This window comes from Moraxella sp. DOX410, assembly GCF_032248735.1.
GTDB lineage: Bacteria > Pseudomonadota > Gammaproteobacteria > Pseudomonadales > Moraxellaceae > Faucicola > Faucicola tetraodonis.
In genome coordinates, this window is record NZ_CP135138.1 from 215,762 (window position 1) to 234,381 (window position 18,620).

An 18,620-nucleotide genomic window follows, 5' to 3' on the forward strand; every position below is an offset into this window, starting at 1 on the left:
CTTTTTTATTTAGACGCGCTTTTTTATTTAAATTGATCACTATGAACCTACCGCCAACACCGCACCCCCAACCATCGCACGACTTAGACTATCCAACCGTTTGGATTATGATTTTGGGGTTGATTATTGCCATCGGTCCGCTGTCGATTGATATGTATTTGCCGGCTTTGCCCAGTATGGCACAAGATTTTGGCGTGGCAACGGCTTTTATGTCCAATTCGGTGCCTGCCTATTTTGTGGGATTGGTGGTCGGGCAGTTGTTTTATGGTCCGATTTCGGATCGGATTGGGCGCATTAAGCCCTTGTATGTGGGCATGGTACTGTATGTGATTGCTTCGGTGATGTGCGCCACCACCACCAATGAATACGTGTTGTTTGTCTCACGAACGCTACAGGCGTTGGGCGCGTGTGTGGGAACGGTGGTGTCGCGGGCGATGATTCGTGACCGCTTGCATCCCAAGCAAATGGCAAAGGCATTTTCGCTGATGGTCCTAGTGATGGGGATTGCGCCGATTTTGGCACCAAGCTTGGGGTCGTTGTTGTTAAAAGTCGCCAGTTGGCGGGTGATTTTTTGGTTTTTGGCAGGGTTTGGTATTTTAAATATCGTGCTGACCCGGCTGTTTCTGCATGAAACCTTGACCGATGAGTTTCGCAACAACCGTCCGATGAATGACGTGCTCAGTCAATACTGGGATTTGCTTAAAGACACCCAGTTTAATTATCCTGCGATTGGTGCAGGGCTGCTGATGGGTTCGATGTTTGTGTATATCAGCGCGGCACCTGAGCTAATTATGGAAGGGTATGGGGTGACGCCGCAGCATTTTAGCTGGATTTTTGGCATGAATGCGGCAGGTTTTATTGGGTTGACACAGGTCAATCAATGGCTGGTGAACCGTTATCGTCTAGTCAGCTTGCTGCGATTTGGGGCGGTGATGCAAGTAATCGCGGCGGCGTGTTTGATGCTGCTAGGCTTAGTTTTTGGCACGCAAGCTTGGCTACCGTTGGTGCTCGCCAGCATTTTTTGTTGTATTGCAGGGTTAGGACTCACTCAGCCCAATTCAGGTGCCATTGCTTTGGCATTTCAAAAACGCCGCGCTGGCATGGCGAGTGCCTTGCAAGGCTCACTTAACTTTGTCGTCGGTATTTTTGGCGGATTAGTATTAAATATCCTGCCCTTTAATCCCGTGGCCAAGCTGGGTATTACCATGTTTATGCTCATGACTATTGGCGCATTTTTGGTATTTCAAATCGACAAAAACCTCGATGTGGCGGATGTGGACTAAGGATTAATCAAACCGATACACATCCATACCCAAACTAAAATGGGCAAAACTTTCATGCACGATGCTCATCTTTGTGCCTGCGCCTGCCGCAAAAAATAACGGCAATAAATGCTCAGGGGTGGGGTGATTGTGATGGGCAAATGGATGTGACCGCCAATCTAAAGCCGTTGGCATATGTTGTTTGAGTTGATGAATCAACCAATATTTAAATTCACGTGCCTCAGCATCCACCTCACCGCTATCAAACTGTACCTGCGCCAAATTATGGGTGACACTGCCAGAGCCGATGAGTAATACTTGCTCTGCCCGTAGGGGCGCCAATAAAGCCCCTAGCTGAAAACACGCATAACTATCAAAATGCTGCGGTAGCGAAAGCTGCACAATCGGCACATCTGCCTGCGGATACAAATGCACCAGCGGCGACCATACCCCATGATCAAACGGACGCAGTCGATTGACCGACGTGTTAACGCCCAAAGCCTGCAACTGCTGTGCCAGCTGCTCGGCAATCAGGCTATCACCTTTGACAGGATAATCGATTGTATACAGCGCTTTTTGAAAGCCGCTAAAATCATGCCAAGTAGCGGGCGCGGCATTGCCATTAATTTCTAGATGCTGGCTTTGCCAATGCGCAGAAATGATGATAATCAAGCGTGGTTTTGGCATATTTTGCCCAAATTTATTCAGCGCTTGGGTAGTACGGTTGTTTTCGATGGCAATCGTCGGCGCCCCATGTGAGATAAACAAACTGGGCAAGGTATAAAGCGGGTACGGTGTTTTGGGTAAAAATGGCTGCAGGCTGATTGGTTGTTTTTCGGTTTTTTCCATCAATTTTCTTAAAGTTGCCGTGATAAATAGAAATGATAACGAATGAATAAGGATTAACTAAAAAGGATAAGGATTAACTAAAAAGGATTAATAGGATAAATAAGGGAAAAATTCGCAAAAACAAGCCATGTCAGCGATTCCATACATAATCAGATATAACAGGTTGACGGGAAAAACTTAAAAATAATCACCGCGATGATACGGATGATGATGGATAATGGTCATAGCGCGGTACAGCTGCTCCATCAGTAGCACACGCACGAGTGGATGCGGCAAGGTAAGATTGGACAGCGACCATTTGAATGTCGCATGGGCTAATACCTCTTTTGAAATGCCATCAGCACCCCCAATCACAAACGCCATATCGTCACCCAACTGCATGGCTTCGCCAACTTTAGCCGCTAAATCTTCGGTTGATAGATTTTTGCCGCGGACGTCTAGGCAAATCAGCTGCTCGCGTTTGCCTGCTGAATTTTTGGCTTGGTGCGCTTGCAGAATTAGCCCGCCTTCGGTGATGGCATATTTTTCAAGTTCGGCAGGCGAGGGGTTTTTGGTACGTTTGCAGGCGGGGATTTCAACGATTTCGGTGCTGAGCATCGGCTGAATACGTTTATAATAGTCGTCAAATCCCGTCTGCACCCAAGCTGGCATTTTTTGTCCAACGGCTAAAATTCTTGCTTTCATGGGTTCCCCTCTGTTATTTTTTTGACCAATCTATGTCGCTGTCTATATCACTGTGGTAATTCACCGTTAGCCATTGAACACTCGCTATCGAAGCCAGCTATATTAAGGCTTAATTCCAGCTATATTAAAGCTTAAAACGAACCATTTAAAAACCCACCATTTAAAAACGCTTGCAACGCACCCATATACAAGGCGATAAAGCCTAAAAACCTAAGCTGAGCTAAAGCCTGAACTAAAACTAAGCTTAGCAACAAAATTTTAACATGATTTTATCGCTGTGATGGATAATACTTCCCCTAGCATTTAACTAAGGTGATAAAATAATTTGCATGACAAAGTTTAAATGACAAATTTTAAATGATAAGAAAAGACGACAACAATATGAAAAATTGGCAAGACCCCAATGCCGCTGTTGAAGCAGCCAACTATGACAACCCGATTCCAAGCCGCGTACTGATTTTGCAAACCCTACTTGAGCGCGGACAAGCTACCCAACACGAGCTTGCGACGATTTTTGATTTAGATGACAACGAGTACGATGCACTGGGTAACCGTTTAAAAGCCATGCTGCGGGATGGACAATTAAGCCGTGATGCCGACGGCGGCAATCCTTACATTTATCGCCCATTGACTGAGAACGATGCTGTGACTGGCGTGGTCGCTGCTCATGCCAAAGGCTTTGGCTTTGTCGTGCTTGAGGATATGCCGGATTTGTTTTTGAATGAAACTGAAATGCGCTGGGTATTTCATGGCGATAAAGTAAAAGCCATCGCTACTAGCACCGACAACCGTGGTCGTATGATGGGACGTGTGTTGTCGGTGGTATCCCATGCCCAGCTACAATATATCGGTAAACTTGCAAAAGATGACGATGGTTACTTTGTAGAACTCATTAGCCCAAACAATCATCAACCGATTACGGTGACGGAAGAAAACGTCGAAGCGCTACAACTTAAAATTGGCGACCCCGTCAAAGTCGATATCATCGACTATCCCACCCAACATGAATACGCAACGGGAAAAATTACTGAAAGCTTGGTCGATGATAACGAGCGTGAATTGATTATCAAAACCACGCTGCTAAATTACGATATTCCCCATGAGTTTAGCCCAAAAGTCATGCAGCAAGTCGATGCGTATAAAGAGCCGACGCAAAAAGATTATCAAGACCGTATTGACTTACGTGCCTTGCCGCTAGTCACCATTGATGGCGAAGACTCGCGCGATTTTGATGATGCCGTCTATGCCGAAAAACGTCGCGGCGGTGGCTACCGCTTGGTGGTCGCGATTGCCGATGTTAGTCATTATGTGACTGCCAACTCAGTACTTGACCAAGAAGCCTATGAACGTGGTACATCGGTGTATTTCCCGCATTTTGTGGTGCCGATGCTACCTGAAAAACTCTCCAATGGGCTTTGCTCTTTAAACCCAAGTGTTGACCGCTTGTGTATGGTAGCCGACATCATACTATCGCGTAGCGGCAACGTGACCAGCTATGAGTTTTATCCAAGCGTGATGCACTCTCAAGCGCGATTGACTTATAACCAAGTCAATGATTATTTTGCCCAAGCGCAAGGGGAAACGCCCAAAGCCGAAGTGCCTGTCACTATCACCAGTAATAAAGCGGTCAAAAAATCGATTGATGTGCTGTATGATTTGTACAAAGTGCTATTGGTCAAACGCGAACAGCGCCATGCGATGGATTTTGAAACCCAAGAGACTTATATCAAGTTTGATGAAGCAGGCAAAATCAGCGCTATCGTGGCACGGACGCGTGGTGACTCGCATAAGCTCATCGAAGAGATGATGCTACTTGCCAATACCTGCGCGGCTGAATTTTCGCTCAAGCATGAATTGCCGGTTTTGTATCGCAATCATGATACCCCAGAGGCAGAAAAAGCCGCTCGCGTCAGTGACTTTGTGAAGCATTTTGGTTTGTCATTTCCTGAAGAAAACCCGACACAGGCAGATTATCAGCGTATCATTGAAGCGACACGCGAGCGCCCTGATGCGATTAGTATCCATAGCGTGCTACTGCGCTCCATGCAGCAAGCCAACTATGCACCGACTAATATTGGACACTTTGGGCTTGCGTATGAGGAATACAGCCACTTTACCTCACCGATTCGCCGTTATCCCGACTTGATGCTACACCGTGCCATCAAAGCGAAAGTGACAGGCAAAAAAGCGCCGCTGCCAGATTGGTCACTAGAAGATGCAGGTGAGCAGACCTCAATGACAGAGCGCCGTGCCGATGAAGCCAGCCGTTTTGTTGAGCAGTGGCTCAAAGCCCATTATATGAAAGACCATATCGGTGAAGCGTTTGATGCGGTGGTTACCACAGTGACCAATTTTGGCTTGTTCGTGACTCTCACCGATTTATTCATTGATGGCTTGATTCATATCTCGCATTTGGGCGAAGATTACTTTGTATATGATGACAAGGCGCAGCAGTTATTTGGTGAAAAATCAGGACTGGTGTTTGGACTCGGTGATAAAATCCGTGTCAAAGTCGCTGCCGTCAATATGGAGACCCAGCAGATTGATTTTGATTTGGTGGCACAGCTGGAAAAATCGTCATTTAATAATCGCGGTAAAGGCAAAAGTCGCGGTCAATCGCAAGCGGCCTCTAATTCTGTTCAATCCAATCCCAACGCGCTATCTAATCCTAACGCTCAATCTAAGCCAAATGAGAGTGCTAGGAAAGCAAAAAGCGCTAAAAATAAAAGTAACGCGCGTAATAAATCTCGTTAATGAAAAAAAGGGGCAATACAATTTGCCCTTTTTTTATCGTTCATACATATACCTGCTAGAACAAAAAACGTCTTTGACTACTTAATCTTAGCTATTTAATATTAGCCACTTGATGTTAGCGGTTTAACCAGTCTTATTTGGCGGTACTAGTAGCTAATACGCCAAGTTATTATTGCGTGGTTTTTTCTGCGCTTGCCAAGTTGTTGGATGAGGTCTGAGCGGCTTTATTCAAATCTGTTGTTGCCTTATCAAGCACTTGTTTAGGCTGCTCGCCAATCGATGAGGTATCGTTTGATGCTATGGCTAAGGGCGCTGAGGCGGCACTACTATTGGCTTGATTGGATGCAATGACTTGCTGGGTACGATGTGATGATATTAGGTTAAAAATAGCAAGTGCGGTGATGCCTAATATCGCAAAAATAATGAGTAATTTTGGTTGCATGAGGATTTCCAGTGTAGCGTCAATTTGGCTAACCGATGTCTAAAGCCTGACGTCTAAAATTTGTGGCTTAAAACGTCCAATCGGGTTTCGCTAGGACAAAAATTGACAGTCATATCTATAAAAATTGCTAGGCTACCTTGCTGCAAAAATCATGCAAGTTTAATCTGTTAATCTTTAGTTTGGCAGCAGACTGACTTCGGCACTAACCGGCAAATGGTCAGAGAGATTTGACCAAGGTTGTCCCTTATGCACCCAAGCACGGTGTACTTGTAGATTGCGCACATAGATACGGTCAAGGCTTAATACCGGGAGTTTGGCAGGGAAAGTGGGCAGTAATTTGCCATGGTGGGTCAGCACAGCTTCTTGTAAATTAAGGTCACAGCCAAGCTTTTGACAGGATAATTTTTTCCAGTCATTGAAATCGCCTGCCAATATCAGCGGCGTGGATTGGTGGATTTCGTTATTGATATACTGGCTTATCACCTCATATTGTTTTTCACGGTCATTTTCCATCAGATTTAGATGCGCACAAAGCACGATAATGGGCGTATGCCAGCCTTCGGGCTGGATTTCGCAGTGCAAAACACCACGCTGCTCAAGGCGGCTCACTGTGATATTGACATTGTGTTTGGGGTCGAGCGGATGGCGACTTAGCACCGCATTGCCATGATGACCGTGGTTATATTCGACGTTTTTGCCATAGCTGTTTTCAAGCTGTAGATACTCGCCAAACCATTCATGTTGGGACTGGTCGGGAAATTCATTGTATTTCACCACCCGTTTGAGATTTTGACCTTGGACTTCCTGTAAACAGATAATATCAGATTGCACTTGGTTAAGGGCAGCGGCGATGCCTTCCATTTTGACAAAACGATTGAGGGGTGACATGCCTTTATGGATGTTATAACTGGTGATGATTAGGCTGTTTTTTGGTTGTTTGGCGTCTGCTACTTCGTTTGATGCTACTAGGTTAGGTGTTATTTTTTTAGGTGTTAGTGAGCGCATAATAAAATCACAATGATAAACATGGCATTATTTTAACGTGAAATTGTATGGCTGGCTTGTTTTGACAAAAAATTGTCACAATATAATGGTTGTCGACATTTATGTCGCAAACGCATGTAGTAAACCTATGTAGTAAAATGGGGTAGCTTTGCCAAGCATTGCGGTTTTTATGCTAAAATTTTGGGCAATGACGACTTTTACTCTCAATCATCAACGAGCGATAAAAAATTGGAAAACAATATGACCAACGATGTAGAAAATCCGACAAAAAATTTGCACCTTGTTGAATTTAATCAGTTAGCGCTTGAGCGACTCAAGACGGCAATCGATGAGGCGTTGGCGAATGGACATGCGTTTTTGACTATGCTCGATGATGAAGCTAGGCTCGATAACAAAGCTGCGCAAGCTGATAGCCAAGTTAACGATACAAAACTCAGCAGCCAGCAAGCGCTCAATGATATCATCGCTTTTGACCATGTGAATTTAGCATTAGACCGCAGTTGGGGCTTGCTATCGCACTTAAATAGCGTGGTCAGTGATGAGCCAATCCGTGAACTGCACCATGCATTATTGCCCGCGCTTTCTGCCTACGGTACGGCGGTTGGTCAACATCTCCCGCTGTATCAACGCTATCAGCGTGTGGTGAGCGATCAGTCATTTTTTGAGCGTTTAGAGCCTGCGAGACAACGCTCGTTGACATTGGCGCTACAAAGTTTTGAGTTATCCGGTGTTGGTTTAGCGGAGGCGCAAAAACAGCAATTTGCCACCCTTGCCAGCGAGTTATCTACGCTATCGGCTAAATTCTCCGATAACGTGCTCGATGCCACCCAAAGCTACTTTTTACCGTTAAGCGAATCGCAACTGGCAGGACTGCCTGAATCTGCGCTTGCCATGCTGGCAGATGCGGGCAGGCGATACACAGAAAAATTCCCGGAGCAAGTATTGGCAACGCCTTATGTCGCGACACTTGATATCCCAGTCTATCTTGCGGTGATGACGTATGCCGATGACCGCGAGTTACGCGAAACCTTATATCGTGCGTATGTCACTCGCGCCTCTGAATTGTCAGCGCAGCCAGAATTTAATAATGCCGATATCATGGCGGATATCTTGGCAAAACGCGCACAAAAAGCCCAGTTATTGGGGTACGACAATTTTGCTGAGTTATCGCTTGCCACCAAAATGGCGGACAATGTCGACACTGTAGAGCAATTTTTACGGGATTTGGCAGACAAAGCACGACCCTTTGCCATGCAGGATTTAAAACAACTGCAGGTTGAAGGTATGGCGTTTGGCATCGGTGATGAGGGCGATGAGGTGCGACCCTGGGATACGGCGTATCTGGCAGAAAAAGTTAAACAACGTCAATTTAATCTATCACAAGAACAAGTGCGTCCGTACTTCCCAGTGCCGACAGTCATCGCAGGCTTATTTGAGATTGTGCAAAAACTGTATGGCATTCAGATTGAAGATAAAACTGCAAGCACACAGCGCTGGCATGATGACGTGCGTTTTTATCAAGTTTTTGATGAACATCAGCAGCTTATCGGTGGTTTTTATTTTGATTTATATGCCCGTCCTGGCAAACGCGGTGGCGCATGGATGAGTGGCTTTCAAGCGCGTTATCAACACGATGATAGTGGTTATCAGCAGTTACCCGTTTGTTTTATGGTGGCAAATTTTAGCCCTGCGCCAACGGGTACACAGCGCGGCAAACCCAGCTTATTAACCCATGATGAAGTGTTAACCCTCTTTCATGAGTTTGGACATGGACTGCATCATCTGCTTACTGAAGTGAATGTTGGCGATGTGGCAGGCGTGAATGGGGTCGAGTGGGATGCAGTTGAGCTACCCAGTCAGTTTATGGAAAACTGGGCATGGCACCCTGAAGGGATTGCATTAATCAGCCGCCATGTCGATACGGGCGAAACACTGCCAGAGAGCATGCTGCAAAGTATGCTCGCTGCCAAAAATTTCCAAAGCGGCATGCAAACTCTGCGCCAGCTAGAGTTTGCGCTATTTGATTTGTTATTGCATGCCAAAACCCCAGCACCCGACTATCCCCAGTTATTGGCGTTACTCGACAGCGTGCGTGCCGATGTGTCGATTATGCCGACCGCCAGTTATAACCGTTTTGCCAATGGCTTTAGCCACATTTTCGCAGGGGGCTATGCGGCAGGGTATTATTCTTACAAATGGGCAGAACTGTTGTCAGCCGATGCATTTAGCAAGTTTGAGGAAACGAGTATTTTTGATAAAAACGCTGGCAAATCCTTCCGCGATAACATTTTAGCCAAAGGCGGTAGCCAATCTGCAAAAGCCAACTTTGAGGCATTTCGCGGTCGTGAAGCACGTATTGATGCGCTGTTACGCCACTCAGGATTTTTAACCAGCAGCTATGATGAACTGCTGAGCGATGACACCGATAACGCCAACACCCAAGCTCGGTAACACGGTTGTCAAAATACAGGCTAGTAAAAAGAAGAAACTATGAGATATCAATCCAATCGCCCCAAACGTCAATTTTTGGCAGGGGTGGCTTGTCCAAGCTGTAAAGCACTGGATAAAGTTGTTCAGATTCAGCTATATCAGCCCGAGTATGATGAGTATATCGAGTGTACGGCATGTGGCTATACCGAGCGTCGCCCAACACCCGATGAGATTGTTGACATTCAGCAATCCAATCATCAGGAAACTGCTCATTATGGCGACGATGGCGCGGGTATTGTCAGGTTTAAATAAGCCAAGTTTAAGCGGTTTGGGTAAATTTTGACAAGGTTAACTATTTAAGTGCCCGTCATACAATTAGGGTGGTCAACGTATGGCGTTCAAAGTAGGTTTTTATCTCAAAAGTTGTTATTTTTGATTGCGGTTTGTTATAGTAACAAGCAAACGAATGTACACCATCATTTTCATGCCAGCTTGGCATATACATCGCTAGCATGAAATCGTACAGACATCTGACCCGCCCGACATGGATAGGGATTTGACCCAACATGAAATTATTTAGCCTAAAAAAAGACAATGACTCTATAGCCCCGACTAGCGAAGATGCCAATCCATCATCACAGCTGGCTGAAAATCCAACGACAGGTGTGTCAGATAATCCGTTGCAGCTTGATACAACTCAGGCGCCGATGCAAGCGACTAAATCCCCAGACACATCTCCAAACACGACAGCAATCAAAAATGCGTTTTCGCTAGATAGCATTGATTTGAACCAGTTAGAAGATGAATTACTTCATGGCAAAACCGACTATACCGCAGATAACACAAAAGCGGCTGATACTGTCGCGCCTAAAAAGCTGAGTTTTGATGATTTTGATTTGGATGAGCTACCCAGTGATGTTGAACCCAACACCACTGTGACTATCGAAGACACTGCCAATACATCGACAGTATCACAGCCCGTACCGTCACAGACAACCGATAACGCGCTGATATTTGATATTGATAACCTACCGCTAGAAGCTAAGCCAGACCTAAACCTAAACCTAAACCTAGAACCAGACAGTCATAGCGCGCAACCACAGCCCATTGCATCACAAAGTAGTGATGAAAATAGTGATAAAAAAATTATCGAGGCTATTGAGACTATCGAAACTATCGAAACTATCGAGACGACGCCACCCGTTCTATTAACCAAAACAAAACCCGAAATTAAACCGATTATCGCCCAGACGCCAAACCCATTTTTAAGGCCGGCAGGTAAAACACTAGCGAAACGGACGTTAAAAAAACGCAATCAACTTGGGTTGCTAGTGGGTGCAGGGTTGGCACTGGCTGCCTTGGCATGGTTTTTTATGGGGCAGTCAAGCGAGCCCAACAAATCCACCGCGCAGTCACAGAAACAGACACAGACGCAGACCCAAGCACACGCAATAACCAAAACTACAGCGCCTATAGTAAAACCACAAGCTAGCGCTAGCTTGCCTACCGCGTCAACCGTCGCAGCGGAGGCAACCACTAGTTCAGTCCATGCGACCGCAGCGCTACCGGCAATCACGCCAGAAGAAATTCTTGCACCGACACTGCCTGAAGATCCGGCGATTGCCAAAGAAGAGCTAAGTCGATTGTCAGAGCAGAGCGCGCAGCTAAAAGAGCAAGAAACCATGATGCAAGACCAGCTGCGTATGATGAATGAGCTGAGTAGTAAAAAAGAAGAGCGTATCCAGCTGCTAGAACAGCAAGTTGCACAGCTTGAGCAGCAAAAAGCCGCTAACAAATAACCACCCACAAATAATAATCAATAAATAACTGGCAGGCTAAGTAGTGCTGACCCAAGTCGATAAAAAAACCTTGTTTCAAGACCGCTATCAAGCGCTCATTATGCCCGTCCCGGTGTCAGGTATTTTTCGTCATCGCGCCTTACTTAAATACCAATCGCTATATCCTGAGCATTATACCGTTTACAAGCAAGCCTGTGAGCGTTCGCAGCTGTTACTCGGTGATGTGTTACAGTTTACGCCGCAGCGTGATTTGGCGGGTATGGCAGTCGGTGGGGCGTTGTCAAAGCCACAGTTCATCGTGGATATGGCAATCACAGAATTTGCCGAAAATCCGCCGCATGTTGAGTATATGGTGTCAGCGTTACAAAAGTTAGAGAAAGTTGTGTTTGATTGGGGACGGTATCAAGGTATTCGCCGTGTGGCAATATTGGCAAGTGATGAACTCATTTTGCCAAAAGACAAAAGTTTTGATGAAGATATTTTGCCATTAATGGAAAAATACCTTCAGCCCGTGAGTAATTTGAATTTGGTGGTTTATCGCTAACGCTATTAGTTTAAATAGTTTTCAATGGTTGAGGTTTTATCGAGGGCTACTCAGCGATTCATTGTCGCCATCGGCGTATTGCAAGTAGTAAAATGCCAACGGGGTCAAAACCTTCTTATTATCGGGCATTTTTTCTAATTACTGTAATGATGGTTTCATAGCATTTGCCAAAATTTATCCCAAAAAAACCGCTTTATCTGACGATAAAGCGGTTTTTAATTTTTGATAGCTAAATTTTAATAAAACTATTCAGCCGCTGGCGTTTCAGTATCAGCAGGTGCAGTTGGCGCGATGGTTTGATCCACGCCTTTCATGGTAAGTTTAATGCGACCACGGTTGTCGATGTCTTGTACCAGTACATTCACCATTTGACCTTCTTTTAGCACATCATTCACGTTCTCGATACGTGCATCAGAGATTTGTGAGATATGCACCAGACCGTCAGTGTTAGGTAATACATTAACAAACGCACCAAACTCAACAATACGAGCCACTTTACCTGTATAAGTCTTGCCGACTTCTACCTCTGCCGTAATCGCTTCGATCTTAGCAATCGCGGCTTTGGTCGCTGCTTTGTTTTCACCAAAGATACGAATGGTACCGTTGTCATCAATATCAATCACTGCGCCTGTTTCTTCAGTCAGTTGGCGAATGGTTGCACCACCTTTACCAATCACGTCACGGATTTTTTCAGGGTCGATATCAATCACCGCAAAGTTTGGTGCATGGGCGTTGATTTCTTTACGGCTGGTTGAAATGACTTCATTCATCGCATTTAAAATATGGATACGACCCGCATGCGCTTGGTGTAGGGCTTTTTCCATAATCTCTGGGGTGATACCTTCGATTTTGATATCCATCTGTAACGCAGTCACGCCATTGGCAGAACCTGCGACTTTAAAGTCCATATCGCCTAGGTGGTCTTCATCACCCAAGATGTCAGACAGCACGGCAAAACGCTCACCTTCTTTAACCAGACCCATTGCGATACCAGCAACAGGCGCTTTTAGTGGTACGCCGGCATCCATTAACGCCAGTGATGCGCCACAGACAGATGCCATTGATGATGAACCATTGGATTCGGTGATGTCAGATACGATACGAATCACGTATGGAAAACGGTCACTATCTGGCAGCATGGCTTGTACACCGCGACGTGCTAGGCGACCATGACCGATTTCACGGCGTTTTGGACCGCTGTCACGACCCGTTTCGCCCACTGAGTAACTTGGGAAGTTATAATGCAGCATGAAGTGGTCTTGTTTGGTGCCTGCAAGGGTGTCAATCATGTTCACATCACGGCTGTTGCCAAGCGTGGTGGTAACGAGCGCTTGTGTTTCACCGCGGGTAAATAGCGCTGAACCATGCGTGTAAGGCAGTACGCCAACTTGGATGTCTAAGGCACGGACAGTTTGCAAGTCACGACCATCGATACGGGGTTTGCCAGACAAAATATTGTCACGGACCGTACGGTATTTTAGGGTTTCAAATAGCTCTTTGATTTGTGCCACGTTGTCGGCATAGCCTTCGGCTTCTGCGTCACCGGCTAAGGCTTCAAGCGCTTGGTTTTTGATTTCATCAAGGCGAGTATAACGGCTGGCTTTTTCGCTGATGGTATACGCTTCTGAAATCGCTGCAGCAAATTGATTTTGTAGGGCAGTTTCTAAGGCTTCATTGACGGCAGGAGCAACGAATTGGGTTTTTTGTACGCCAACTTCTTTGGCAAATTCATTGATGGCATCAATCACGACTTGTTGCTGGGCGTGACCGTATAGTACCGCGCCAAGCATTTGGTCTTCTGATAGTTCTTTGGCTTCAGATTCGACCATCAATACCGCAGATGACGTACCCGCGACCACCAAATCGAGCGAGCTTTGTTTTAGCGCTTCATGGTTTGGGTTTAGCACATATTCATCATTGATAAAACCGACACGTGCCGCACCAATCGGACCATTAAATGGCGCTGATGAAATTGCCAATGCCGCTGAAGTACCAATCATCGCTGCGATATCAGCATCTTGTTTTTTGTCTGACGAAATCACCGTGGCGGTCACTTGGATTTCGTTAAAGTAGCCTTCTGGGAACAATGGACGAATCGGGCGATCAATGAGGCGTGAAGTCAAGGTTTCCATCTCAGATGGGCGACCTTCGCGTTTGCCATAGCCACCTGGGATTTTACCAGCAGCGTACATTTTTTCTTGGTAGTTGACGGTCAATGGGAAAAAGTTTTGACCCGCTTGCGCCTCGTCTTTTACCACAACAGCCACTAGCACAGAGACGCCGCCCATGTGGACGACCACTGAATTAGCTTGGCGTGCGATACGACCTGTTTCTAACGTAACTTGTTGATTACCATATTGGAATTCTTTAGTAATGATATTAAACATAATGCGGTTTTATCCTTTGTGTGATGAATAGGGCGATTTAAGTTTTAGTAATAGCCCCTAACGTTTGTGTTCTTTTCAAAAAATACAAACGTTAGAAGCAATCTACCAATTCGCCTGATAGCAGCCTTAAATCAGCCTAAATTAAAAAATACTTTAAAAAAAGTAAGTGTAAACTGCGATTGTGCAGGCACAATGCGTTGTCTATTTTACCTAGTTTTGCGGTGAATCACCACCTTTTAACTGCGCTTTAACCACTAATAGCAAACGATAGGCAAGACTACGCTAACAGCGGAAGTAAAAGTGAAAACAAAATTGGCTAAAAATATTGAACCCATAAAAAAGCGGCTACCCAAAAGCAGCCGCTGATTGAATAAAGCTCATAACGTGCTGATAAATTAGCGACGTAAGCCTAATTCATTGATCAATGCAGTATAACGGTCTGCATCTTTACGTTTTAAGTAATCAAGTAAGGTACGGCGTGAGTTAACCATACGAATCAAACCACGACGGCTGTGATGGTCAGCTTTGTGTGCTTTAAAGTGTGGTTGTAAGTCATTGATACGCGCTGTTAATAATGCCACTTGAACTTCTGGAGAACCTGTGTCATTTTCAGCGCGTTGAAATTTTGCGATTACGTCTGCGCGGTCTTGGTTAGTCAACATAATATTTTCCTAGCTTTTTTAGCATAAAATGAGAAGCCTAATCGTCTATCAGTCGAGTCGATTAGTGTAAAAAAATCAGGATAACCACGCTTCTCAGTAGTTAACCTTCAAAAAGGAGCATTATTTTACCAAATATTGACCAATAAAAAAACCCTAATTTGCATTAGGGTGTTGAATTTATTAAGGCTTTTAATAGATTTAAGCTTTCAACTTACTGATTGCCCGTAGGCTGTTTGGGTGTTTCGCTATGCAGACGGTCAAGCTGCTCTTGTGGCGCGGTGGTGAGCTTATCAGAAGTCACTTCGTCCGCATCATTAGGCGTTGTGTCAGCAACAAACGTCGCTTCGGGCGCTTTCTTTTCCATTTTTTCAAAATCTGTCATGGTGGTTGGTTGCATGGCAATCTCCTTTTTTTCTTACGTTATTGTTATATCAAAATCAAAGCTTATTTAGTCAATGCTTGGTCAATCGCTTCAGCAAAATCTGGAATATCTTCAGGTTGACGACTGGTAATCAAATTACCATCTATCACCACCGATTTGTCTTCAAATTGCGCACCGGCATTTTTTAGGTCAGTGGCAATGGTTTTATAAGCAGTTAATTTTTTACCACGGGCAATTTCGGTATCTGCAAAAATCCACGGTGCATGACAAATCGCTGCGACAGGTTTACCCGCACTCATAAATGCTTTTACCATCGCTTGGGCATCGGTATTCGCCCGCAACACATCGGCATTGGCACCACCCCCTGGTAATACAATGGCATCATAATCGGCTGCGTTGGCTTCACTAATTAATAAATCAGCGGTAAAGGTGTCAGCAGGGTCAGTATGATTAAGCCCGCGTACTTGTTTTTGTGGTTGTGTGGTGATTAAAGTGGTTTGGTGACCTTTAGCTTTAAGGAGGTCATTGGTTTGGGTATATTCAACTTGTTCAAAGTCGGTATCAAGTAAAATAGCAATCTTAGCCATGGTAATTATCCTATTATTTCATTATTTGAGTTAAAGAAAAAAATTGTTGTTCTTATTGATTCATCTGTAAGGTTAGCGCTTTATTTTGAGATTATTATTCGATTTTTCTATTTGATTTTTATTTTATTAATAACATTTCAATTAATTGTATAAAGTTATCTCAATAAACCGCTGTTTGCTCTTTATTAGCAAAGCTTGCTAAGAAATAAGCAAGTGAATCAACACCACTAAGAATAAATCACTGGACGGGTGAAAACTGCTAGCAAAGCGTCACGTTTTGTATCAATGCATAAAAAACGTACTCGCTTTGTGACATCACACCGCTCTGTGAGCAAATTATGTGAAGATAGTAAAAATTTAGCAAGGTAATTAGATTGATTGAATTACTGTGGCTAGTTTAAATTGACCAGCTTCAGCGGTTGTAAACGACCATTGGGTTCAAGTAGTCCCGTGCCCAAAAATTGCTGCTGGTCGTCAAACAAGCGAAACGTTTGACTGGCAGTTAAGATGAGATGCTGAGTTAACATGGTCGCCTTGACGTTTAAGCGTTGACCTTGCCGGATGCGCTTTGATTGGCTATCGTCTAATACTAAGCTTGGTAGTGAGTGAACGCAGGCATCCACCGCTAATAGCTTATCAAACCGCGCTGCAACATCGAGCGCTGCAAAATCGGCTAATGGGATGGCATCGGCAATTTCAAAATCACCCGTGCGTATCCGTCTAAGTGCTGTTAGATGGCCTAGCGTGCCCAGCGCTTTGGCAATATCTTCAGCCAGCACGCGCACATAAGTGCCTTTGGAGCAAGTAACGGTTAATTGCAATTGTTGATCGGATAGGGGAGTGAGTGACAGCTCATAAATGATGAGAGGACGTGCTGCTCGCTCCACCTCAATACCTTCACGCGCCAGTTCATACAGTTTTTTGCCGTCTTTTTTGAGCGCGGAGTACATGGGCGGAACCTGCATTATCTCACCCAAAAATTGCTCAGTGACGCTTTGTAGCATCGCTTGTGTCACATTTGGCACAGGAATAGTGGCAATTATCTCACCCTCAGCATCCCCGGTATCGGTTTGCTCGCCAAGTTTGATAATGGCGTGGTAAGATTTGATGGCATCGAGTTGATAATGGCTAAATTTGGTCGCTTCTCCCAGACAAATCGGCAGCAACCCGGTTGCCATTGGGTCAAGGGTACCGGTATGACCCGCTTTTTTACTGTCGTGCACATCAGATTTGAGCAAGTATTTGACTTTTGATACCACTTGCTGGGAAGTCATCCCTTGCGGTTTATCAATCAGTAAGACACCAGAGACGATGGATTTGGCTGTTTTTGGTTGGGTCATCATGTTGTGGATTTATCAATTCATTAAAAGTCGGTTCGAATCAGCTGCGAGTAATCTGCTGCGCTAATAGGGTGGTTGACAGAATACGGCTTTGACTTAGGGTTAATATGTGCCCGTTGTTGCCACTGTTGCAAGCTATAGCGGTTATCAATCAATTGCTGGTCATACAGATAACTGGGAATATAGCCTGATAACAAGATACGATAATCAAATGGCAAAGGTTGGATATCATCAATCAGCTCATAAATTGCCGTGGTACAGTTATTTACCAATGAATTATACCATGCCGGCTGCGTTTTTAAGGACTTGGCTTTCACTAGATACGCAAGCAGTAGCGCTCGAATATGGTCTTTTGGCATGTTGATGGGATAAATATAAACATCTTCATGACGGATATTACTACGGGTATAAATAATATCTTTTTCATCTGCAGCGATAATCACCAATTCAAACTTGCGAAAAAATCCACCCAGCGTACTAAATTGTTCATTGACTTCTTTGCGAATCTCGATAGATAACGCAAGCTGCTTTCCATCACTAAACCCAAAACTCACTAGCGTATGGGCAATGGCATCGCCCATCCAATAAGAGGCAATAAAATCAACCGTTTGCAGTTTTGCCAAGTCGTATTGCCTAGTTTCCCAGCGCGGCTGAAAATGGGTTTTATCTTGCCAATCAAAATTTCTAACATTGCTAATGGTGAGTGTGTTGCCATCACTGTCAAGCCGATAGTCTAACATTTGGGCAACTTCGGGGTTCCAATCACGCTCATTGCTAGCTGACATCGAAAAAAAACTGACAATGGCAATCCCCACCACCGCAAAAAAAATCAGTAATAAAGACTGATGAGAAAGTAGGGATGAAAATAGGGTCGGTTTGATGATACTGACCAAAACAGCGAGGGTAAAAAACACCCATACGCTAATCAGTGCCAGACTGACATATCTGCCTAAGGGCTGATGCGTCCATACAAATACCCCGACCCACAGGCTTGAGAGAATAATGACGATAAACTTAATGATACCCCAAAGTAACTGCATTCAACATCCCTGTTAATGACTCAAAGTGACAAATAAGCTTATTATAGCCTGCAACGCATCAGTCGTCTGATGGCTGACCTTCGCTACTTTGTACCGCTTTAGAAATGAGGTTCATCATATAGTTAGCGTTAGCTGTCACTTCATCATAGTGAAAGCGCAGACGTGGGGTAGTGCGGGTTTTTAGCAAATGACTGAGCTCAGTACGCAAAAAACCTGATGCTTTGTTGAGCACTTCTAAGCTCTCGGTATGATAATCTTTTGCCATGGCATCATCCATCGACTTTTCCATGATGGTGACATAAATATCAGCATAACCCAAGTCCGGGCTGATTTTGACACTAGAAATGGTCACAAACCCAGTCAAGCGTGGGTCGTTAATCTCGTCACGAATCAAAACCGCTAGGTCGCGCTGAATTTGATCGGCAAGACGTTGTAAACGTTGATTCATTGGTA

Annotated in this window: 17 protein-coding genes; 6 read left to right on the forward strand and 11 right to left on the reverse strand. The window is 44.8% G+C overall.

Translation table 11 applies throughout. The features are described from left to right. Positions 1 to 41 precede the first annotated feature (41 nt). Positions 42 to 1,283, forward strand: a complete 1,242-nt coding sequence (locus tag RNZ41_RS01000; RefSeq protein ID WP_128680778.1) for a multidrug effflux MFS transporter — start codon at positions 42 to 44, stop codon at positions 1,281 to 1,283. Positions 1,284 to 1,286: 3 nt separating this feature from the next. Here the strand turns inward: RNZ41_RS01000 and RNZ41_RS01005 are convergent, their stop codons facing one another. Next, positions 1,287 to 2,111 carry a DODA-type extradiol aromatic ring-opening family dioxygenase gene (locus RNZ41_RS01005; protein WP_314027359.1) on the reverse strand — a complete coding sequence of 275 codons (825 nt, stop codon included), beginning with the start codon at positions 2,109 to 2,111 and terminating at the stop codon, positions 1,287 to 1,289. A gap of 177 nt (positions 2,112 to 2,288) precedes the next feature. Beyond that, the gene (gene rlmH / locus RNZ41_RS01010) at positions 2,289 to 2,795 is read right to left on the reverse strand and encodes a 23S rRNA (pseudouridine(1915)-N(3))-methyltransferase RlmH (protein ID WP_076775891.1); all 507 of its coding nucleotides are present in this window, start codon (positions 2,793 to 2,795) and stop codon (positions 2,289 to 2,291) included. Positions 2,796 to 3,152: 357 nt separating this feature from the next. Between rlmH and rnr the strand changes: the two genes are divergently transcribed. Then, on the forward strand, positions 3,153 to 5,549 hold the full coding sequence (gene rnr, locus RNZ41_RS01015) for a ribonuclease R (RefSeq protein ID WP_314027360.1): 2,397 nt from the start codon (positions 3,153 to 3,155) through the stop codon (positions 5,547 to 5,549). Between the two features lie 169 nt (positions 5,550 to 5,718). On the opposite strand, the gene RNZ41_RS01020 is transcribed toward rnr, so the two are convergent. Both RNZ41_RS01020 and RNZ41_RS01025 read right to left on the reverse strand, forming a co-directional pair. Further along, complete coding sequence (locus RNZ41_RS01020) at positions 5,719 to 5,991, reverse strand: hypothetical protein (RefSeq protein WP_309596611.1); 273 nt, start codon at positions 5,989 to 5,991, stop codon at positions 5,719 to 5,721. Positions 5,992 to 6,165: 174 nt separating this feature from the next. Further along, on the reverse strand, positions 6,166 to 6,996 hold the full coding sequence (locus RNZ41_RS01025; RefSeq protein ID WP_314027361.1) for an endonuclease/exonuclease/phosphatase family protein: 831 nt from the start codon (positions 6,994 to 6,996) through the stop codon (positions 6,166 to 6,168). A 240-nt stretch (positions 6,997 to 7,236) separates the two neighbouring features. On the opposite strand from RNZ41_RS01025, the gene RNZ41_RS01030 reads away from it, so the two are divergent. The 4 genes from RNZ41_RS01030 to RNZ41_RS01045 all read left to right on the forward strand — a co-directional run bounded on the left by RNZ41_RS01030 (position 7,237) and on the right by RNZ41_RS01045 (position 11,769). Beyond that, positions 7,237 to 9,447, forward strand: coding sequence for a M3 family metallopeptidase (locus RNZ41_RS01030; protein ID WP_314027362.1), 2,211 nt, complete (start codon positions 7,237 to 7,239; stop codon positions 9,445 to 9,447). Positions 9,448 to 9,486: 39 nt separating this feature from the next. Then, entirely contained in the window at positions 9,487 to 9,738 is a 252-nt protein-coding gene (locus RNZ41_RS01035) for a YheV family putative metal-binding protein (protein ID WP_065253813.1), read from the forward strand. 254 nt (positions 9,739 to 9,992) lie between these two features. After that, on the forward strand, positions 9,993 to 11,225 hold the full coding sequence (locus RNZ41_RS01040; protein ID WP_314027363.1) for a hypothetical protein: 1,233 nt from the start codon (positions 9,993 to 9,995) through the stop codon (positions 11,223 to 11,225). A gap of 43 nt (positions 11,226 to 11,268) precedes the next feature. Further along, positions 11,269 to 11,769, forward strand: coding sequence for a hypothetical protein (locus RNZ41_RS01045; protein ID WP_312522575.1), 501 nt, complete (start codon positions 11,269 to 11,271; stop codon positions 11,767 to 11,769). 245 nt (positions 11,770 to 12,014) lie between these two features. Here RNZ41_RS01045 and pnp read toward each other — a convergent pair whose 3' ends face one another. The 7 genes from pnp to RNZ41_RS01080 all read right to left on the reverse strand — a co-directional run bounded on the left by pnp (position 12,015) and on the right by RNZ41_RS01080 (position 18,615). Continuing rightward, entirely contained in the window at positions 12,015 to 14,156 is a 2,142-nt protein-coding gene (pnp, locus tag RNZ41_RS01050; RefSeq protein WP_312540213.1) for a polyribonucleotide nucleotidyltransferase, read from the reverse strand. Positions 14,157 to 14,551: 395 nt separating this feature from the next. Beyond that, entirely contained in the window at positions 14,552 to 14,821 is a 270-nt protein-coding gene (rpsO, locus tag RNZ41_RS01055) for a 30S ribosomal protein S15 (protein WP_135890029.1), read from the reverse strand. A 208-nt stretch (positions 14,822 to 15,029) separates the two neighbouring features. Continuing rightward, the gene (locus tag RNZ41_RS01060; protein ID WP_076775876.1) at positions 15,030 to 15,215 is read right to left on the reverse strand and encodes a hypothetical protein; all 186 of its coding nucleotides are present in this window, start codon (positions 15,213 to 15,215) and stop codon (positions 15,030 to 15,032) included. A 47-nt stretch (positions 15,216 to 15,262) separates the two neighbouring features. After that, complete coding sequence (locus RNZ41_RS01065) at positions 15,263 to 15,787, reverse strand: type 1 glutamine amidotransferase domain-containing protein (protein WP_138018400.1); 525 nt, start codon at positions 15,785 to 15,787, stop codon at positions 15,263 to 15,265. A 392-nt stretch (positions 15,788 to 16,179) separates the two neighbouring features. After that, positions 16,180 to 17,130, reverse strand: coding sequence for a tRNA pseudouridine(55) synthase TruB (gene truB, locus RNZ41_RS01070; protein WP_065253807.1), 951 nt, complete (start codon positions 17,128 to 17,130; stop codon positions 16,180 to 16,182). 20 nt (positions 17,131 to 17,150) lie between these two features. Beyond that, positions 17,151 to 18,167: an Lnb N-terminal periplasmic domain-containing protein gene (locus tag RNZ41_RS01075; RefSeq protein ID WP_314027364.1), complete on the reverse strand. Its 1,017-nt coding sequence runs from the start codon at positions 18,165 to 18,167 to the stop codon at positions 17,151 to 17,153. Positions 18,168 to 18,225: 58 nt separating this feature from the next. After that, a complete protein-coding gene (locus RNZ41_RS01080; protein WP_007115084.1) occupies positions 18,226 to 18,615 on the reverse strand; it encodes a ribosome-binding factor A in 390 nt (129 codons plus the stop codon). Positions 18,616 to 18,620 lie beyond the last annotated feature (5 nt).